Annotated in this window: 14 protein-coding genes; 5 read left to right on the top strand and 9 right to left on the bottom strand. The window is 71.3% G+C overall.

The annotated features are described in order from the left end of the window. The 7 genes from ABZ833_RS16370 to ABZ833_RS16340 all read right to left on the bottom strand — a co-directional run bounded on the left by ABZ833_RS16370 (position 1) and on the right by ABZ833_RS16340 (position 8,499). Positions 1–1,464, bottom strand: coding sequence for a hypothetical protein (locus ABZ833_RS16370; RefSeq protein WP_361047489.1), 1,464 nt, complete (start codon positions 1,462–1,464; stop codon positions 1–3). A gap of 328 nt (positions 1,465–1,792) precedes the next feature. After that, positions 1,793–2,779, bottom strand: a complete 987-nt coding sequence (locus tag ABZ833_RS16365) for a BadF/BadG/BcrA/BcrD ATPase family protein (RefSeq protein ID WP_361046721.1) — start codon at positions 2,777–2,779, stop codon at positions 1,793–1,795. Then, the gene (locus ABZ833_RS16360; protein ID WP_361046719.1) at positions 2,770–4,035 is read right to left on the bottom strand and encodes a 6-phospho-beta-glucosidase; all 1,266 of its coding nucleotides are present in this window, start codon (positions 4,033–4,035) and stop codon (positions 2,770–2,772) included. Before ABZ833_RS16360 ends, ABZ833_RS16365 begins: the two co-directional genes overlap by 10 nt. 8 nt (positions 4,036–4,043) lie before the next feature. Beyond that, positions 4,044–4,958, bottom strand: coding sequence for a carbohydrate ABC transporter permease (locus ABZ833_RS16355; RefSeq protein WP_361046717.1), 915 nt, complete (start codon positions 4,956–4,958; stop codon positions 4,044–4,046). A 6-nt stretch (positions 4,959–4,964) separates the two neighbouring features. Further along, a complete protein-coding gene (locus ABZ833_RS16350) occupies positions 4,965–5,900 on the bottom strand; it encodes a sugar ABC transporter permease (protein WP_361046715.1) in 936 nt (311 codons plus the stop codon). Between the two features lie 15 nt (positions 5,901–5,915). Next, entirely contained in the window at positions 5,916–7,256 is a 1,341-nt protein-coding gene (locus ABZ833_RS16345; RefSeq protein ID WP_361046712.1) for an ABC transporter substrate-binding protein, read from the bottom strand. A 70-nt stretch (positions 7,257–7,326) separates the two neighbouring features. Beyond that, entirely contained in the window at positions 7,327–8,499 is a 1,173-nt protein-coding gene (locus ABZ833_RS16340; protein ID WP_361046709.1) for an ROK family transcriptional regulator, read from the bottom strand. A gap of 298 nt (positions 8,500–8,797) precedes the next feature. Between ABZ833_RS16340 and ABZ833_RS16335 the strand changes: the two genes are divergently transcribed. Continuing rightward, entirely contained in the window at positions 8,798–10,738 is a 1,941-nt protein-coding gene (locus tag ABZ833_RS16335; RefSeq protein WP_361046706.1) for a serine/threonine-protein kinase, read from the top strand. 23 nt (positions 10,739–10,761) lie between these two features. Here the strand turns inward: ABZ833_RS16335 and ABZ833_RS16330 are convergent, their stop codons facing one another. After that, the gene (locus tag ABZ833_RS16330) at positions 10,762–11,844 is read right to left on the bottom strand and encodes a mechanosensitive ion channel family protein (protein ID WP_361046703.1); all 1,083 of its coding nucleotides are present in this window, start codon (positions 11,842–11,844) and stop codon (positions 10,762–10,764) included. A 266-nt stretch (positions 11,845–12,110) separates the two neighbouring features. Between ABZ833_RS16330 and ABZ833_RS16325 the strand changes: the two genes are divergently transcribed. Then, entirely contained in the window at positions 12,111–12,647 is a 537-nt protein-coding gene (locus ABZ833_RS16325) for an HNH endonuclease (RefSeq protein WP_190080400.1), read from the top strand. 66 nt (positions 12,648–12,713) lie between these two features. Here the strand turns inward: ABZ833_RS16325 and ABZ833_RS16320 are convergent, their stop codons facing one another. After that, the gene (locus tag ABZ833_RS16320; RefSeq protein WP_361047486.1) at positions 12,714–15,683 is read right to left on the bottom strand and encodes a beta-N-acetylglucosaminidase domain-containing protein; all 2,970 of its coding nucleotides are present in this window, start codon (positions 15,681–15,683) and stop codon (positions 12,714–12,716) included. Between the two features lie 384 nt (positions 15,684–16,067). Here ABZ833_RS16320 and ABZ833_RS16315 point away from each other — a divergent pair, with 384 nt between their 5' ends. The 3 genes from ABZ833_RS16315 to ABZ833_RS16305 are packed head-to-tail and all read left to right on the top strand — an operon-like array spanning position 16,068 to position 18,808. Then, complete coding sequence (locus ABZ833_RS16315; RefSeq protein WP_249589883.1) at positions 16,068–16,304, top strand: hypothetical protein; 237 nt, start codon at positions 16,068–16,070, stop codon at positions 16,302–16,304. Further along, positions 16,305–18,548 carry a 4-alpha-glucanotransferase gene (malQ, locus tag ABZ833_RS16310; protein ID WP_361046699.1) on the top strand — a complete coding sequence of 748 codons (2,244 nt, stop codon included), beginning with the start codon at positions 16,305–16,307 and terminating at the stop codon, positions 18,546–18,548. It begins immediately after the preceding gene. Between the two features lie 20 nt (positions 18,549–18,568). Next, positions 18,569–18,808: a hypothetical protein gene (locus ABZ833_RS16305; protein ID WP_361046697.1), complete on the top strand. Its 240-nt coding sequence runs from the start codon at positions 18,569–18,571 to the stop codon at positions 18,806–18,808. Positions 18,809–18,883 lie beyond the last annotated feature (75 nt).

The raw sequence follows: 18,883 nt of genomic DNA, 5'->3' as shown, positions 1-18,883 counted from the left end.
TCACCTGTACTCCGACAGCCTGCGCCCGACGCCGAGCACGGCGCCGGCGGCGGCGAGCACCGCGAGCACGGCGGCGCCCACCGGGAGCCCGGACATCGCTCCCTTGCCGTCCTTGGCCGCCTGCTCGAATTCGTTCCGCTCGTGCGTCAGCGCGACTTCGAGCGCCTTGTCCACGTTGTCGAAGCACTCGCCGGTGGGTTCGTCGTCCTTGTCGCCGACGACCTTGGCGAGCGCTCCCTTGTAGTCGCCCGCGTCGTCGCTGTCGCGCGCGGTCTTGTGGCGGTCCTTCCAGACCCCCACGTTCTTCGCGGCCTCCTCGACGGGGTTCTTGCCCGCGGCGTTGTCGGCCACGGCCACGGCCTCGCCGAGCAGTCCGCTGTCCGCGCTGCCGAGCTGCTTCATCTGCGCCTGGTAGGCGACGTCGAACTTGTCCTTGATGTCCTTCTTCGTGCCGACCTCGACGGTCTCGGCGCCACGGCTGACCAGCGTGAGGTTCTCGTTGCTGCGGGCCTTGAGCGAGCTGATGCGGGCGTCGTTCAGGACGTTCAGGGACTTCACGCCGTGGTCGTACGAGTCGCCGAGGCCCGAGCGCGCGAAGCTGTGCCCGCCGACCAGCCAGAGCAGCACGATCGCGGACGCCGCGGTGGCGGCGACCAGGCCGTGGTTCAACACGCGGTTCGTCCGGCGGTAGTTGCGGCGCTGGGCCCAGAACAGGGCGCCGAGCGCGAGCAGGCCGAGGGCGATGGCGAACCAGGGATACGGCTTCGCGTCGTCATAGTCCGCGTTCAGCCGCTGCTTCTCCGCGGTGTAGAGCTTCTCGGCGGCCGGGAGCATCTGGGTCTGCATCTTGTCGTTCGCGTACCGCAGATAGGCGCCGCCCAGCGGGAGGCCCTGGCGGTTGCTCGCGCGGGCCCGCTCGATCAGGCCGGTGTACTCCGGGAGCAGCTTGTTCAGCTTGCTCACCGACTCGGCGGCCGACGATCCCGAGCCCGCGTTCGACGCGGCGTTCGCCAGCTTCTCGGAGGCCCGCTCGATGTCGTCCTTGTACCGCTTGCGCACGTCGGCCGGTTCCTGGCCGCCCGCGAGGAAGCCGCTGGACGCGGCGGTGTTGGCGTCGGCGAGGGAGCGGTAGATGGCCGCCGCGTCGTCGCTCAGCGGCTGGCTGCGGTTCAGGACGCTGTTCGCGGCGTCCGAACGCTCGGTCATCTGCCAGGTGGTGACCGCGCCGAACGCGATGACGAGCAGCGCGAGGACGGCGCCGATGATCCGCAGCCTGCCGGGCTCCGTGGTCGCCGCGGCGCGCAGCCTGTCCCGGCCCTCGACCCAGGCGGGACGGCGGGGCGGCGCGCTCTGCACGGTCTGTGCCGGTGCCGCGGAGCCGGGTCCCGCCTGAGGCGGGACGGTGGGCATCGTCGGCGCGGCCTGTCCCGGCGGCGCGGCGCTGCCGCTTGGCGGGTATGTCACCTCGACCTCGACCTCCCCCTTGGTCATCGGACGTTCACTTCCGCCCGGCGTGCGCGGTGCGGGAAGAAGTGCACGGGCGCAAGTATCGCCGCAGGGAGTGACATCCGCACAGGCATTGACTGGATCTTGTTCTGATCATCGTGCCTGGATCATGTCTCGGTCATCGTTCTGGACCACCCTGTCCCCGGCTCACGCGAAGATCGCACACCACCCCTGCCCTTGAATACGCGATTCGGTGCGGTTCGGTTCCCTTTCGCGTGGGACGAGATGAGCCGCGCCGGGCGGACGGCCCGGCGCGGCTCAGAAGAACACCCCTGTCGACAGGGGCTCAACTCCCGCTCTCGTACTGCCCCCGCACGCGCGCGTGCACCTCGGTGGGCGCCCCCACCTGGTCGAGGCCGAGCAGCGCGGCGCCGAGCACGGGACGGGCGACGACCACGCGGGCCACCGCCTTGGGCGCCCGGTCGGCCAGCAACGCCCTGATGCGGTCGTCCAGTTGCGGATGGCGCGCGGCCAGGACGCTGCCGCCGAGCAGCACCGGCGTCTCCTCGCCGAGCAGGTCCAGGCGGTCCAGGGCCACGGTCGACATGGCGACGACCTCGTCGGCCATCCGGTCCACCAGGGAGCGCGCCACCGCGTCGCCCGCCGCCGCCGTGGCGAAGAGCACCGGCGTCAGCTCGTGCCGCCGCACGGGGGCGATGGCGCCCAGGTGCAGTGCCTCGATCAGCGCGTACATGGAGGACAGGCCGAAGTGCGCGGGCAGCGCCTCGCGCAGTGCGGTCGCGTCGCCGCGGCCGTCCTCGGCCCGTGCCGCGTGCCAGAGCGCCTCCTCGGCGAGGCCGCCCCCGCCGCCCCAGTCGCCGGAGATCCGGCCGATGGCGGGGAAGCGCGCGGTGCGCCCGTCGGGCAGCATGCCCACGCAGTTGATGCCCGCGCCGCACACCACGGCGACGCCCCGCGGCTCGGCGTCCTCCAGGAGCCCGGCCCGCAGTATGGCGAAGGTGTCGTTGCGCACGTCGACCGAAGACCCCCACGCGCGCTTGCGCAGGGCAGCCGCCAACTCCCGCTCCTCGACGGGCAGATCGGCGTTGGCGAGACACGCGGACACATGGCCCACGGAGTCGACGCCCGCCTCGGCCAGGGCCCGCGTCACCGCCTCTTGCAGGATGTCCACCGCGGTCTCGACGCCGACCTGGGGCGGCTGGAACCCGCCGCCGCGTGCCGAGCCGACGACCTCGCCGTCGGCCGCGACCACCGCGACGTCGGTCTTGCTGTTGCCCGCGTCGATCGCGAGCACGCTCATGCCTACGCCCACGCCAGGTGCTCCCGGTTGTGCGCGATCAGCCGGTCGGTGAGCTGCTCCGCGTACGCGTACTGGCCGACCAGCGGGTGGGCGAGCAGCGCCTTGAAGACCCGCTCCCGGCCGCCGTGCAGGGCCGCCTGGAGAGCCAGGTCCTCGTACCCGGTGACGTTCGCGATCAGCCCGGCGTACAGCGGGTCCAGCTTCGGCACGGCAAGGGGTTTGGCGCCCTTGCCGTCGACCGTGGCCTGCACCTCGATGACGGCGTCGTCCGGCAGGAACGGCAGCGTCCCGTTGTTGACGGTGTTCACCACCTGGTAGGGGCTGCCGCCGTTGCCGAGCAGCGACGCGGCGAGGTCCACGGCCGCCTCCGAGTAGAAGGCGCCGCCGCGCTTGGCGAGCAGCTCCGGCTTCTCGTCGAGCGTCGGGTCGCCGTACATCTCCAGCAGCTCCCGCTCCATCTGCGCCACTTCGGCGGCGCGCGAGGGCTTGGTCCGCAGCTCTTCGACCACGGCGTCGTGCTGGTAGAAGTAGCGCAGGTAGTACGAGGGCACGACGCCGAGCCGGTCGACGATCTCGCGCGGCATGCGCAGATCGGCGGCGACCGCGTCCCCGTGCTCGGCGAGGAGCCCGGGCAGGATGTCCTGGCCGCCGGGGCCCCCGAGACGTACGCCCGTCTCCCACGTCAGGTGGTTGAGGCCCACGTGGTCGAGGTGCACCTCGCCCGGTGCGACGTCGAGCAGCTTGGCAAACTTCCGCTGGAAGCCGATCGCCACGTTGCACAGGCCGACGGCCTTGTGCCCGGCCTGGAGCAGCGCCCGGGTGACGATGCCCACCGGGTTGGTGAAGTCGATGATCCAGGCGTTCGGATTCGTGCGCCGTACGCGCTCGGCGATGTCCAGGACGACGGGCACGGTGCGCAGCGCCTTGGCCAGGCCGCCCGCGCCGGTGGTCTCCTGGCCGACGCAGCCGCACTCCAGGGGCCACGTCTCGTCCTGCTGCCTGGCCGCCTGTCCGCCGACGCGCAGCTGGAGCAGGACCGCGTCGGCGTCCGCGACGCCCGCGTCCACGTCGGACGTGGTGATGATGCGGCCGGGGTGACCCTGCTTGGCGAAGATGCGCCGCGCGAGCCCGCCGACGAGTTCGAGACGGTCGGCGGCGGGGTCGACGAGGACGAGTTCCTCGATCGGCAGGCTGTCCCTCAACCGCGCGAATCCGTCGATGAGTTCGGGTGTGTAGGTCGACCCTCCGCCGACCACTGCGAGCTTCATATCGGTTCTCAGCCCTTTACTCCGGTGAGGGTGACGCCTTCGACGAAGGCCTTCTGTGCGAAGAAGAAAACGAGGATGACGGGCGCCATGACGAGCAGCGTCGCCGCCATGGTCATGTTCCAGTTGACGGCGTGGGCGCTCTTGAAGGATTCGAGGCCGTAACTCAGTGTCCAGGCGCCGGGGTTCTGGGCGGCGTAGATCTGCGGTCCGAAGTAGTCGTTCCAGCAGTAGAAGAACTGGAAGAGCGCGATGGCGGTGATGCCGGGCTTGGCCATCGGCACGACGATCTTGATCATGGTGCGGAAATCCCCGCAGCCGTCGACCTTCGCCGACTCGATGTACTCCTTGGGGATCGTCAGGAGGAACTGACGGAGCAGGAAGATCGAGTACGCGTCGCCGAACGCCATCGGGATGATCAGCGGCCACAGGGTGCCCGACAGGTGGAACTGCTGGGCCCACACCAGGTACATCGGGATCACGATGACCTGCGGCGGCAGCATCATCGTCGAGATGACGAGCAGCATCGCGGTGCGCCGGCCGCGGAAGCGGAACTTGGCGAGCGCGTACGCGACGGGGATCGCCGAGCAGACGGTGAACAGGGTGCCGAGGCCCGCGTACATCAGCGAGTTGCGCCACCAGTCCAGGAAGCCGGGCGTCTCGAAGACTTCCTTGTAGTTGGACCAGTGCCAGGAGTCGGGCCACAGGTCGCCGCTCATGGCCTGCGAGTCGCTCATCACCGACGTCAGGAAGACGAAGACGAACGGCAGGACGAAGAGCAGCGCCACGCCTATCGCCACGCTGTGCACGGCGATCCAGTGCAGGACGCGCTTGCGGCGGGCACGGGCGGCGGCGGGGCCCCGTGCCGGGGCGGTGCGTTCGGGCGCGGTGGGTGCGGTGAGCGTCGTGGGCGTCGTAGTCGTCATGAATCCTCAGTCCTCCGCCGCGAGCAGTCCGGAGCGCTTGCGCATCAGGAGCAGCGTGACGGCCATGGCGATGGCGAAGAGCACGAGCGAGAGCACGCACGCGGCACCGGTGTTGAAGTTCTGGAAGCCCATCTGGTAGACGAGCTGGGGGACCGTGAGGGTCGAGTGGTCCGGGTAGCCGGGCTGGATCACCGATCCGGGGCCGATGTTGACGCCGGACGCGACCTTCCCCGCGACCAGGGCCTGCGTGTAGTACTGCATGGTCTGCACGACGCCCGTGACCACCGCGAACATCACGATCGGGGTGATCGCGGGCCAGGTGACGTAGCGGAACTTGGCCCATGCCCCGGCGCCGTCGAGATCGGCGGCCTCGTACTGCTCCTTGGGCACGTCGAGCAGCGACGCCATGAAGATCACCATCAGGTCGCCGATGCCCCACAGGGAGAGCAGCACCAGCGAGGGCTTGGCGGTGTCCGGGTCGTTGAACCAGTTGGGCCCCGATATCCCGACCGCGTCGAGGATCTCGTTGACCGGGCCCGTGCCGGGGTTGAGCAGGAAGACGAAGGCGACGGTGGCCGCCACCGGCGGGGCGAGGTAGGGGATGTAGAAGGCGGTGCGGAAGAATCCGGCGCCCGTCTTGATCTTCGTGATGAGCAGCCCGAGCGAGAGCCCGAAGACCACCCGCACGGCCACCATGATCACGACCAGCCAGAGGGTGTTCCACAGGGCCGGGCCGAACAGGGGCATCTGGTCGAACACGTACTTCCAGTTCCGCAGGCCCACGAAGGTGGGCTCCTTGATCTGGTTGTAGTGCATGAACGAGAAGTAGACGGTGGCGATCAGCGGGTACGCGAAGAAGACGCTGAAGCCGACCAGCCAGGGGGAGAGGAATCCGAGCGTGCGCAGTCTGCGGCGCGCCGGGTTGGAGAGGGAAAGTGCCATGGCGGGGTCCTCAGCTCAGCTCTTCGACTGGAGGGTGTCGGCGTCGATCTGTTCGTCGAGCTTCTTCAGGCGCCCTCGCAGATCACCCACGCGTCCGGCCTCGACGGCGTACGAGAAGTCCCCGAGCGAGACGACGTAGGCGCCGCCGTTGACGGACGGCGGCAGGGCCTTGCTGTGCTTGTTCTGCAGGATGTCGAAGAAGGTCCGGAAGGTCGGATCGGCGTCCAGGTCCGGCGACTTGAGCGCCGCGAACGTGGAGGGCACGTTGTGGATGGCGTTCGCGAAGTTCACGACTTGCTTTGTGTCCGCGGTCAGGAACCGCACCAGCTCCCACGCGGCGTTCTGGTGCTTGCTGCTGTGCGCGATCCCGGCGACGGTGCCGGTGATGAAGCCGCGTCCGTAGGTGTCGGCCTGGTCGTCGGGGACGGGCAGCGGCGCCACGCCCCAGTCGAACTTCGCCTTCGCCTCGTCCAGCATCAGGCCGCGCCACTCACCGTCCAGGTGCATGGCCACCTTGCCGGTCAGGAAGGCGTTCTGGGTGGACATCTCGTCGCCGAAGGTCAGCCGGAACCGCTCCAGGTCGTCGAACCCGCCCTGGGCTGCCGCGAGTTGGCGGGCGGTCTTGAAGAACTGGTACGTCTTCGGCTCCTCGGCGAGGCGGGAATTGCCCTCGGCGTCGAAGTACTGGGGGCCCCACTGCGCGAAGAGGCGGTCAGGGCTGTTCTGGTAGAAGCGGAAGTTGGGGAGATACCCGACCTGCTTGTACGAGTTCTTGCCGCTGCGCACGGTCAGCTTCTTGGCGACCTTCTTGAACTCGGACATCGTGCGCGGCGGGCGCTCGATCCCCGCCTTCTTGTAGGCGTCCTTGTTGTAGTACATCCCGAAGGCGTCGGCGAGCAGCGGCAGGGCGCACTGGTTGCCGCGGTAACTCGTGTAGTCGAGCAGGGTCTTGGGGAAGATCTTGCGCTTGTCGAGGCCGGTCTTCTCCATGAACGGATCGAGGTCCGCCCACATCCCGGAGTCGCAGTACTGGCCCACGTTGTTGGTGGTGAAGGACGACACCACGTCCGGGGCCTTGTCGCCGCCCGCCCGCAGGGCCTGGTTGACGGTCTCGTCGGAGACGTTCCCGGTGGCCTTCACCTTGATGTTCGGGTGCAGCTTCTCGAAGCGGTCGATGCTGTCGTTGACGGCCTTGACCTCGCCGGGCGTCGACCAGCCGTGCCAGAACTTCAGGGTGACCGGCTTGGTCGGGTCGTCGTTCGCGCTGCCGACGCTCGGGTTGGCGCAGCCGGAGAGCAAGAGACCGGCTGCGGCGAGCGCCGCGGACGCGCAGGTGGGCATGCGCCATCGCGGCATGGCGGACTTCCTTTACGGGGGAGGGGAGTTGAGGTGCTGGGAGGTGCGAGGAGGGGCAGGCGGGTCGTGCTCAGGCCGTGTCGAAGACCTGGTCGCGGGCCTGGGTGAGCGCCGAGCGCAGGGCGCCGGTGAGGATCGGGTCGCCGTCGAGTTCGCTGATCCGGATCTGCGGGCGGGGCAGGGCGAGCCCGGTCAGCTCCTCCTCGACCCTGGCGCGCAGCTTGTCGCCGCCCGCCTGGGCCACCGAGCCGGAGAGCACGACGAGTTCGGGGTCCACGACGGCGACGACCGCGGCGATGCCGGTGGCGATGCGCCGCGCGACCTCGCCGAGCGCGGCATCGTCGGCCATGACCTGCGCCAACGTCGCCCCGCCGCCGGTCAGTTCACGCACGACGTACGCGGAGACGAGGCTCTCGAAGCCGCCACCGCCCCCGCCGCCGTCCTGAGGGCCGGTGCGCACCAGGGGAGCGCCCGGCAGTGGCATGTACCCGATCTCGCCCGCGCCGCCGGTCGCGCCCCGGAGCAGGGTGCCGCCGAGCACGATGGCGGCGCCGACGCCTTCGTCGAGCCAGGTGAGGACGTAGTTGTCGTTGTCCTGCGCCGCGCCCTCGTACTGCTCGGCGACGGCGGCCAGATTCACGTCGTTCTCGATGTCGACCGGCGTGCCGAGCACCGCGGCGAGGTCGTCGCGCAGGGTGCGGGAGTGCCAGCCCGGCAGGTGCGGGGCGTACCGCAGCGCACCGGTGTGGGGGTCGATGGCGCCGGGGGTGCCGATCACCGCGGCCCGCAGGTCGTCGTGGCCGAGGCCCGCCTGGCGCAGCGCCTCGTCGACGGCCTCGGTGACCAGCTGGGCGGTGCGGTGGCGCACGTCCTCGGCGACGGCGACGGCCTCGACGCGAGCCTGGCCGAGGACGGTGCCGGTGATGTCGGCGACGAGCGCGGTGATCCCGGTGGGGTTCGCGGACAGCGCGGCGACATGGCCGGCGCCCGGGTCGATCTCGTACAGCAGGGCGTTGGGCCCCGGCCGTCCGCTGAGGCTGCCCGTGGTGTGCACGAGGCCGGCTGCCTCCAGGCGCCCGAGCAGCTGCGAGGTGGTGGGCTTGGAGAGCCCGGTCAGCTCGCCGATGCGGGTGCGGGTGAGCGGGCCGTGCGCGACGAGCAGGTCGAGCACCGCCCGGTCGTTCATGGCGCGCAGGACGCTCGGCGTGCCCGGGGTCCCCGGAGTGCTGCCTGCTGCTGCCATCACGACACCTGCCCTTGCTGCAACTGTTAGGAAACTTTCCAATTCGTGAGGACCGTACGGCTGGCGTGAATGAGGCGTCAATAGCGGATGCTCCTGCGGCAACCAAGTCGTTACCTGGTGGAGCCGGTGTTGCACAGGGTGCACGCGAGGCGCTCGGTCAGGGGGCACGGCGCAGGCCGGGAACTCCACTCGACCACCGCCCAGTTGGCCACCACCACGCTTCACCGCGGAGATCCCCGCCGCATATCCTCACGTCTGTTCGACCGACCAGGCAGAACGACCGGGGGACAAGACCACCATGACCAGTGCGACCGGCGGGGGCCACGCCGACGAGGGTGCCGAGGGCGCCGAGGACGCCGGGGGAGGCATCAAGCCGCTCACGGCGGGCGATCCGCCCCGGATAGGGCCCTATCTCCTGCTCGGGAGGCTGGGGGCGGGCGGCATGGGCCGGGTCTACCTCGCCCGTTCCGAGAGCGGCCGCACCGTCGCGGTGAAGGTCGTCCACGAAGAGCACGTCACGAACGCGCAGTTCAGGGCCCGCTTCCGCCGGGAGATCGACGCCGCGCGGCGCGTCGGCGAGCGCTACACCGCGCCCGTGCTCGACTCGGACGCGGACGCCGAGCACCCCTGGGTGGCCACGGGTTACGTCCCCGGCCTCTCCCTCGAACAGGTCGTACGCGGCCACGGACCGCTCCCGGCGAAGTCCGTGCACGCGCTCGCCGACGGCCTGCTGCACGCGCTCCAGGACATCCACACGGCCGGGATCATCCACCGCGACCTCAAGCCGTCCAACGTGATGCTCACCGTGGACGGCCCCCGCGTCATCGACTTCGGCATCGCCCGCGCCATGCGGACCTCGTCCGTCGAGTCGCTCCTCACCAGCACCGGCATGGTCATCGGCTCGCCCGGCTTCATGGCCCCCGAGCAGATCCGCGGCCAGAGCGCGGGCCCCAAGAGCGACGTGTTCACGCTGGGCTGCGTGCTCACGTACGCGGCCACGGGCGTCCTGCCCTTCGGGCACGGGGTCACCAACCAGCACGCCGTGATGTACCAGATCGTCGAGGCCGAACCCGGCCTCGACAAGGTGCGCGACGACGGACTGCGTGCGCTCATCGCCCGCTGTCTGGCCAAGAACCCCGACGAACGTCCCACCGTGGACGAGCTGTTGGCGGACTCGGAGCGGACCCGCCCCCTGCCGTCGGCGGCCGCGTGGCTGCCCGCCGAGGTCGTGATGCACCTCGCCCAGCAGGCGGCAAGGCTCCTGGACGCGGAGGCGGCGGAGCCGGTGCGCGAGGAGGCGCCGCCCGCCGCCGGGGTCCCCGACCGGGAGACGGCGCGGCTGCGCGCGGAGCCGGGCATCCCCGAGGTCGTGGCGGTGGCCGCGTCCGGTGACACCCCGGCGGGCACCTCGGCCCAGGAGCGGAAGCGGGCCCGGCGCCGCCGCCCGCTGGTGATCGGGCTCCCGGTGGTCGCCGTGCTCTCCGTGGGAGGCGGCACGTTCGTGATGATGCAGCCGTTCGGCGGCGACAGCGGCGACCAGGCGTCGCCCCCGTCCAGCAGCTCCCCGGCGGCGCCGGGCCAGGACGCCTCCCCCAGCGGCTCACCGGCAAAGGACGGCAAGGGGGACAAGGGCGGCAAGGGCGACAAGGACAAGGACGACGAGAAGGGGGAGAAGGACAAGAACGGCAAGGACGGGGCGGACGGCAAGGACGGGGAGAGCGCGGCCGACGGCCAGGGCGGGGAGGACTCCAAGGGCTCCGCAGGCTCCTCGGACGGTGACGCGGGCTCCGACGGGGGCGGCACGTCGCCCGGCGGCTCGTCCGGCAGCGACTCCGATGCGGGCTCGTCCAGCGGCGCGGGCTCCGGCGACGGCTCGGGCGACCCCGGCTCCGGCGGGGACGGCTCGGACGGCACCGGCGGGGTCCCGTCGTTCTTCGCCGACACCTGGAGGTTCGGCGGCGACTACAACATCGGCCAGCCGGACAAGGTGACCATTTCCGCGAGCGGCTCCGTCCGTCTGGTCCTCGACCAGCAGACCGCCTGCACGTACGCCGCGAAGGTGACGTCGACGACGAGCCAGGGCAGCCGCATCAACGTAGGAACGGCCAGCTTCGTCGGGAGCAGGCCCGCCTACTGCCACCCGACCCTGGACCCCTCGTACTTCACCATCAACGGCAGCGGCATCCAGCACAACGTGGGCCCCTCCCACGGCGAGGGGTACTACTACAAGCGGGCCTGAGACCCCGCGCCGCGGCGCCGCCGTTACTTCGCCAGATTCGGCGGCGGCGCTATCGGGGAGGCCGCCAGCGACTGCGGCGAGGTCGCGGAGGCGTACGCCGACGGCGCCGCGACACCCGCGGACGGGTCGGCGGCCGCCTCCTCCGTCGCCTGGAGCGGCAGGCCGCCCACGATGCGGATGCCCGCCTCGTCGAAGGCCCGCTTGATGCGCCAGCGCAGCTCGCGCTCCACGCCGAGCGCGTTGCCCGGCATCGTCTTCGCGGAGACCCGCACGACCATCGACTCGAGCAGCACGCTGTCCAGGCCGAGCACCTCGACCGGGCCCCAGAGGCGCTCGTTCCACGGCTCGTCCTTGGCCATGGACTCGCCGACCTCGAGCAGCGTCGCCTGGACCTTCTCCAGGTCCTCGTCCGGGCGGACGGTGACGTCGACGCCCGCCGTGGACCAGCCCTGGCTGAGGTTGCCGATGCGCTTGACCTCGCCGTTGCGGACGTACCAGATCTCGCCGTTGTCGCCGCGCAGCTTGGTGACCCGCAGACCGACCTCGATGACCTCGCCGGACGCCACGCCCGCGTCGATGGAGTCGCCCACGCCGTACTGGTCCTCAAGGATCATGAAGACGCCGGAGAGGAAGTCCGTGACGAGGTTGCGGGCGCCGAAACCGATCGCCACACCCGCGACACCCGCCGAGGCGAGCAGCGGGGCGAGGTTGATCTGGAATGTGCCCAGGATCATCAGCGCGGCCGTGCCCAGGATCAGGAACGACGCCACCGAGCGCAGCACGGAGCCGATGGCCTGCGAGCGCTGGCGGCGGCGCTCCACGTTCACGAGGAGGCCGCCGAGCGCCGTGCCGTTCACGGACTGGGCCGTGCGGTTCATGCGGTCTATGAGCTTGGTGATGGAACGCCGGATGACCACGCGAAGGACCACGGCGACCGCGACGATCAGCAGGATGCGGAGCCCGATGCCCAGCCACGCCGACCAGTTCTGCTCGACCCAGCTCGCGGCGTTCGTCGCGCTCTCCTGGGCGTCTTCCAAGGTCGGGGACTTCGGCGTCGTCTTGTCGTCCGGGTCCGTTCCGGCTGCTGACAGGACGGACAGGAACACGGCAGGTACCTCCAGGCATAGCGGCCTGCCCAGGAGATGCACCGGGCAGAGTCACCACACTAACGGGGCATTGTGTGTGGATCGTTGTGATGTTCGAGGGAGAGACAGTGCTCACCTGGGGAAGATGAGGGTGTCGCACTGGTGTGGTCGAAAACACTCCGAGCCCGTTACCAGCGGATGGTGGCGCTTGGACCAGGCATGAGGGGAGACTGGCTACAGATCGTCCCGGCGCGAGCCACGCGCCGCCGGCGTACAAGGAGGCATCCGTGCCGCACGTCCTGGTCCTCAATGCGTCGTACGAGCCTCTCGGCGTCGTACCGCTCCGCCGCGCGCTCGTCCTCGTCCTGGAGAACAAGGCTCTCTGCCTCGAGGAATCCGGCGCCTTCATGCACAGCGCAACGCGCACTGTCCCCGCACCCAGCGTGGTCCGCCTCAAGCGGTTCGTCCGGGTCCCTTACAGGGGGCCCGTTCCTCTGACCAGGCGGGCGCTCTTCGCCCGCGACGGCGGTCGGTGCATGTACTGCGGTGGCGTCGCAACCAGCGTCGACCACGTCATTCCGAAGAGCCGTGGCGGTCAGCACGCCTGGGAGAACGTGGTGGCTTCATGCCGCCGCTGCAACCACACGAAGGCGGACCGTCATCTCCTGGAGCTGGGGTGGCGCCTGCGTCACAAGCCCGCGCCGCCCTCGGGGCTCGCGTGGCGCATCATCGGGACCGGGCACAGGGATCCGCGCTGGCTGCCGTACTTGCAGCCGTTCGGCGCGGACGACGCGATGGCCCGGATCGATGGCATTTCCGCCTAGAAATCGATCCGGGCTCTGTTGTACGCGGCCGCCTGCGCGGGGCCCGCACGTGGCCGTCGGCCGCCGTCACTCGTCGGCGGCCGCGGCCACGGCGTACGCCTCGACCGACCACAGCGAGTAGCCGAACCGCGTGGCCCGCTTGTCGCCCTGCACCCGGATGTAACGGGTGTCACGGGCGTCCATGCGGACCGCCTCGCGGCCGCCCTTGCCGTCCTTCACGGTCGCCGCCGTGCGCCAGGTCTTCCCGTCGGCGGAGGTCTGCACGCGGTAGCCCGCCGCGTACGCGTCCTGCCAGCGCAGGACGACCTGGCCGAGCCTGACCGGCTCGTCGAGTTCCAGCTGCCACCAGGCGCCGTCCTCGGCCGGCGATGACCAGCGGGTCGTGGGGTCGCCGTCATTGGCGCCGGACGCCGGGAAGTCCTTCGTCTCGTCGCCCGACGAGGAGGCCTTCGCGCCGCGTGCCAGGTCGCGCCCTTCGGTGCGCGGGTAGGCGCGGACCGAGACCGTCCTGGTCTGGCCGTCGAAGGTGACCGGGATCTCGTACGTCCCCGAGCGCGTGCCCGCCGGGACCGTGACGTCGAGCGGGACGTCCACCTGCGTGCCGCGCGGCAGCGTGGACTTCTGAGGGGTGCGCACCTCGATGCCCTTGGGGGCCTTCGCCGTGACCTTGCCCTCCACGTCGCCGGGGCGCAGGGACGTCAGCTTCGCCGTGACCCGCTGCGGGCCGCCGCCGATCTCCACGTCGGCCTCGGTGCGGCCCAGCGAGAAGCGGGCGTCGGGGGAGTCGGCGTACCAGGGGACCACGTGGCGGACGGTGCCCTCGGTGACCGTGACGCGGACGGCGTCGGCGCGCGGGGCGGTGTCCCCGGACTTGCCGGACTTGGCGGGCCTGGCCTCGGTGAAGCCCGTGCCGGACAGGGCGGCGATGCGGCGCCAGCCCTCGCCCGGGACATGGGCCTCGATGCTGCCCTTGGTGCCGGGGTCGGTCAGCGCCGTCACCGCCGTGAGGGGGCGGGCGCGGGGGACGCGGACCGTCGCGCGGTCCGACGCCTGCTCGCTGTCGAGCCCCGCCCACGTGCCGTACGCCTTCTGCGACCGCGTCAGGAAGGGCGCGAGGACACCCTTGCCGACGGTCACCCTGCCCGCCTTCAGGTCCTTCTGGAGCCCGGTGAGGGTGCGTGAGGCGCGCCAGGCGGCGGCGCCGTCGCCGGTGGACTGCGCGCGCAGCATGTCGACCGCCGTCTCGCCGGCCTCCCCATAGCGCGCGAGCTGCTCGACCCAGGGACGCACCTCGGTGTCGATGTCGCTGTCGGCGAGGCGCCGCGGCGCCTCCTTCATGACGGTGAAGGCGTCCCGCAGGGCCTGTGCGGACTTCTCGATGCGGGCGCCGTCCGTCGTCGTGCGCGTGCGCCAGAAGTCGTCCATGAGCGGGCGCAGGTACGCCGATTCGTCGGCGCCGAGCACGGAGGACGCGTCATTGCCCGCGAGGGCCCGCAGGGCGCCGCGCGCCTTCGCGTCGCCGCCCGAGAGGTCGTCGATCGCGGCGAGCCAGGACTCGTGCGGGCGGTAGGCGCGGGGGTTCCAGGCGTAGTCGGCGGCCGTGAACAGGGGGATGCGGGAGGCCGATGGCTGCTCCATGGCATTGCCGAGCAGCGCCGCCGAGCCGGTGGCCACGGCGGGCTCGCGGCCGGTGTAGGGGCCGAGGAAGATACGGTCCTGCGCGAAGTCGTTGACGGGGTAGTTGTCCATCGTCACCAGCGGATGCGAGCCGAACGCCTTGCGGGCGCCCGCCAGTTCACGCCCGGTGATGGTCTTGGGGACCACGCCCACGCCGGTCCACGCCACCTCGATGCCCTCGTCGAGGCGGTCCGCGATGGCGTCGCGGTACTCGGTGGAGCCGTCCTGGTAGTACTCCGTGGGCATCAGCGAGAGCGGCTTCGCGCCGGGGTGGCGCTCGGCCAGGTGCGCCGAGACGGCGTTGGCGACACGGGACTGCGCCTTCGCGGCGGCATCGGGCCCCGAACCGAAGGCGTCGGCGTCCGCGTCGCAGTGCCACTCGCTGTAGCTGACGTCCTGGAACTGCAGCTGGAAGGCGCGCACGCCCAGGGCCCACATCGCGTCGATCTTGCGGTTCAGGGCCTTGATGTCCTTGTCGGACGACATGCACATGGCCTGGCCGGGGGCGACGGCCCAGGCGAGCGTCACGTGATTGGCCCTGGCCCGCTCGGCGAGGGCGCGGAAGTCGGCGCGCTGCTCCGCGGGGTACGGCTCGCGCCAGCGTGCCTGGCGGTAGAGGTCGTCGCCGGGGGCGTAGAGATAGCGGTTCTGCTTCGTGCGGCCCATGAAGTCCAGCTGGTCCAGGCGCTGCTCACGGGTCCACGGGGTGCCGTAGAAGCCCTCCGTCATGCCGCGGACCGCGGTGCCGGGCCAGTCGCGGATCTGGACTCCGGGAACTGTCTTCCGGGTGCTGTCGGGGCTCTTGGTGACCAGCTGGCGCAGGGTCTGCACGCCGTGGAAGAGGCCGTCCTCTCCCGCGCCCGCGAGAGCGATGGTGTCCTGGCCGCCGATCCGGCCCACCGCGAGGCGGTAGCCGCCGGAGGGCAGGTCGCCGCGGGCGCGGGCGCCGAGGGTGCGCAGGGCCTGGTCGGCGCCCGTGCCGTCGGCGCGGACGACGAGCTTCCCGCCGCCCGCGGGCAGCGGGTCGCCGTCCTTGACCTCGGTGATCTCGCGGGCTCCCGCATCACGCAGGAGGGCACGCAGGGCGTCCATGGCGTACGGGTCCGGGTCCCGGCCGGTGGCCAGGATCACCTCGTCGGTGACGGTGACCTGAGTCCCTGCCGTGGTCATCGACTGGGGGCGGGGCCAGACCGGGGGGAGGGTGCCGTCGCTCTCCCGGTCGTCGTCCGGGGACGTGGCCGGGGTGCCGGGCTTTCCGGGGAGGCCGGGGGCGGCGATGGCGCCGGGGGCACCGGTGAGTGCGCCTGCGATGACGGCGACGGCGATGGCCGCCGCGCCCTTCCTGCGCCGCAGTTGCACGGCCCTCTCCTCGTTGTCCCTCGTCCTGGTGATCACGTGTGGTGCGTCGGTTGTCTCAGGGTGTCACTGAGCCCACCACTCGCGTGGCGGGAGTGTCAACGGGCGTGGGTGTTGTGGGGGTTTTCTTCCCTGTGACATTGCCGGGCCGTTGCCGGGGTCAGGGCCGGGGCCATGGCCGGGTTCGCTCAAAAGTGCTGGAGGGGCTTGGAATGACTGCCCCGGATCGGGGCAGGGACGGGAGCGGGGAAAAGGAAGATCTTGCGTCCGTACCCCCACTCAGAGAAACGAATGTGAGTACGCGCACGTTCATACAACGGATATGTCTGCGATCCCGCGCACTGGGTAGGTCTGCCGAAGACCTGCCCCCTGACATTGGAGCCTTACGTGCCCGCTTCCGCGAATCTCCTCCTCGACGCTCTCTCCAAACAGGTGTCCGGTCCCGACTCGGGACTCGACGGATCCTGCGCCTGCGGCTGCCTGGAGCCGCCCCTGACCAGCGAGCCCCCGCTGGCCGACGCCGCACCCCTGACCAGCGAGCCTCCGCTGGCCGACGCCGCCCCGCTGACCAGCGAGCCCACCTCCACCGGCACCGCGTCGGGTCTGGCCTACATGGGGGTCTGAATGGCCCCACCCGGAGCGACCGGACCCACGACCGGCTCCACCGTCGGGCCCACCGGCCCCACCGGACTTTCCCGCCTTGCCGACCTGCACGGCGTGGCGACTTCTTACTCCCCGTCCCCGGACCGAACGGTTCCGGCCACCGACGCCGCGGTGATCGCGGCCCTGGCCGCCCTTGACGTGGACGCGAGCACCCCCGATGCGGTGCGGCGTGGCCTCACGTCCCGCGAGGCCGAGCTGGCCGCCCGCCTGCTGCCGCCGACGGTCGTGGTGTGGCAGGGAGCCGGGCAGGGAGCCCCTGAGGCACCCCCGCCCTGGGCCGGGCTGCCGCCGGGGACGCGGGTGTGGGTGGAGACGGAGCGGGGGGAGCGGGTCGAGTTCCCGGAGATCGTGCCGCGGGGCAATCGGGTGGGTGAGCGGGAGACATCACCGCGAAGCGGCGCACAGGCAGAGCCACGAGAGGCGCCGCACCTGCCACTGGGCGTACACCGGCTCCGAGCCACGACCCCGGACGCCCAAACAGCCACCGCCCACCTCATAGTCGCCCCGCCCCGCTTACCGCCCCCGCGCGAGAAGACGTACGGAATTCTCGTCCAGCTCTACTCCCTCCTCTCCCGCCGCTCCTGGGGCATGGGCGACCTCGGGGACCTCGCCGAGCTCGCCGCCTGGTCAGGGCGGACCATCGGCGCGGGATTCGTGCAGGTCAACCCTTTGCACGCGGCGGTCCCGAAGCCCCAGGACGGGGCGTCCGACCCCTCTCCGTACCGCCCGTCCTCGCGCCGCTTCCCCGACCCCGTCCACCTGCGGGTCGAGGACATTCCCGAGTACGCCCACCTGGAGGGCGAGGCCCGCGATCTGGCCGCGCATCTCACGCGCCGAGCCGCCGCGCTGCGCGAATCCGTCCTCCAGCAGGGCCAGTTGATCGACCGCGACGCGGTCTGGGCGCTCAAGCTCAAGGCCCTGGAGCTGATCCGCGAGGTCCCGCTCGGACCCGGACGGCGCGCCGCCTACAACGACTTCCTCGCCGAGCACGGCGAAGCCCTTGAGGACCACGCCACTTGGTACGCGCTCGCCGAGCGGTACGGCCCCGACTGGCACACCTGGCCCGCGCCCCTGCGCGACCCCGCGTCGCCCCGGACCGCCCGCGCCCGCCGCGAGTTGATGGACCGCGTGGACTTCCACTGCCGTCTCGCCTGGCTCACCGACGCCCAGCTCGCCGCCGCGCAGCGCTCCGCGCGCGACGCCGGCATGGGCATCGGCCTCGTGCACGACCTAGCGGTCGGCGTGCACCCGGCGGGAGCCGACGCCTGGGCGCAGCAGCGGCACTTCGCCGCGGGCATGTCGGTGGGCGCCCCGCCGGACGCGTTCAACGCGCGCGGCCAGGACTGGGGCCTTCCGCCCTGGCGCCCCGACCGCCTCGCCGAGTCCGGGTACGCCCCCTACCGCGCCCTCCTGCGCGCACTGCTCCGCAACGCGGGCGCGATCCGCATCGACCACGTGATGGGGCTCTTCCGGCTCTGGTGGGTCCCCGAGGGCCGCGCGCCCACCGAGGGAACGTATGTCCGGTACGACGCCGAAGCGATGCTCGCCGTCCTCGCCCTGGAGGCGCACCGCGCGGGCGCCCTCGTCATCGGCGAGGACCTCGGCACCGTGGAGCCGGGCGTCCGCGAGACCCTCCAGCGGCACGGCGTGCTCGGCACCTCCGTGCTCTGGTTCGAGCGGGACTGGACCGGCACGGGACGGCCGCTGCCGCCCGAGCGGTGGCGCGCGGACTGCCTGGCCACCGCCACCACCCACGACCTGCCGTCCACCGCGGCCCGCATCACCGGTGAGCACGTCCAACTCCGGGACCGACTCGGCCTGTTGGCCCGCACCGCGGCCGTCGAGCAGGCCGAGGCGGCGGCCGATGTGGCGGAGTGGCTCGCGCTGCTCTCCCGCCTCGGGATGCTGCCCGGCGGCGGTGGCAACGAGCAGGAGGAGATCCGCGCCGTCCACCGCTTCCTGCTCGCCACCCCGGCCCGCATGATCGGCGTATGGCTGCCGGACGCGGTCGGCGACCGCCGCCCGCAGAACCTCCCCGGCACCTGGGACCAGTACCCCAACTGGCGGCTGCCGGTCGCCGACGCCGACGGCCGCCCCGTCACCCTGGAGGAACTCGCCGCCTCACCCCGCGTGCACGCGTTCATGGACGTGTTCCGCACCCGCGTGGAGCCCCGTACGGCACCCCCGGGCGCGCGGCCCGTTTAGCAGTTCGCTACGTTGGCACCGTGGACAAGAAGAACGCCCTGCGCGCCGGCGCCCTGGCTTCCGGTACGACGCTGATGATGCTGCTCATGTCGTCCCCCGCGCTCGCGCTCACGCGCGACGACGGTGACGACCCGGGTCCCGGTCTGAGTGTGATCGACACGCTCGGCCTCTATGTCGTGGCGCCCATCGTGCTGTTCCTGGTGATCGCGGGCCTGGTCATGGTCGGTGACAAGTCCCACAAGCAGGAGAAGCAGGGCTGACGCCACTTCGCTTCCAGAGTTCTCCGTAGTTCTCCGTAGGGGCTCTTCGTCGACGTGTGCACGCGCGTGCACACG

Origin of the sequence: Streptomyces sp. NPDC047525 (assembly GCF_040643025.1) — a bacterium.
Taxonomy (GTDB): Bacteria; Actinomycetota; Actinomycetes; order Streptomycetales; family Streptomycetaceae; genus Streptomyces; species Streptomyces durmitorensis.
Note: the sequence above shows the minus strand (reverse complement) of the source record. Positions and strands in the feature narration are given on the sequence as shown.

Excerpts from the sequence above, each read along its gene's own strand:
- ABZ833_RS16360 (WP_361046719.1), bottom strand. The coding sequence starts at position 4,035 with ATGAAGCTCGCAGTGGTCGGCGGAGGGTCGACCTACACACCCGAACTC.
- ABZ833_RS16355 (WP_361046717.1), bottom strand. The coding sequence starts at position 4,958 with ATGACGACTACGACGCCCACGACGCTCACCGCACCCACCGCGCCCGAA.
- ABZ833_RS16350 (WP_361046715.1), bottom strand. The coding sequence starts at position 5,900 with ATGGCACTTTCCCTCTCCAACCCGGCGCGCCGCAGACTGCGCACGCTC.
- ABZ833_RS16345 (WP_361046712.1), bottom strand. The coding sequence starts at position 7,256 with ATGCCGCGATGGCGCATGCCCACCTGCGCGTCCGCGGCGCTCGCCGCA.
- ABZ833_RS16340 (WP_361046709.1), bottom strand. The coding sequence starts at position 8,499 with ATGGCAGCAGCAGGCAGCACTCCGGGGACCCCGGGCACGCCGAGCGTC.
- ABZ833_RS16335 (WP_361046706.1), top strand. The coding sequence starts at position 8,798 with ATGACCAGTGCGACCGGCGGGGGCCACGCCGACGAGGGTGCCGAGGGC.
- malQ (WP_361046699.1), top strand. The coding sequence starts at position 16,305 with ATGGCCCCACCCGGAGCGACCGGACCCACGACCGGCTCCACCGTCGGG.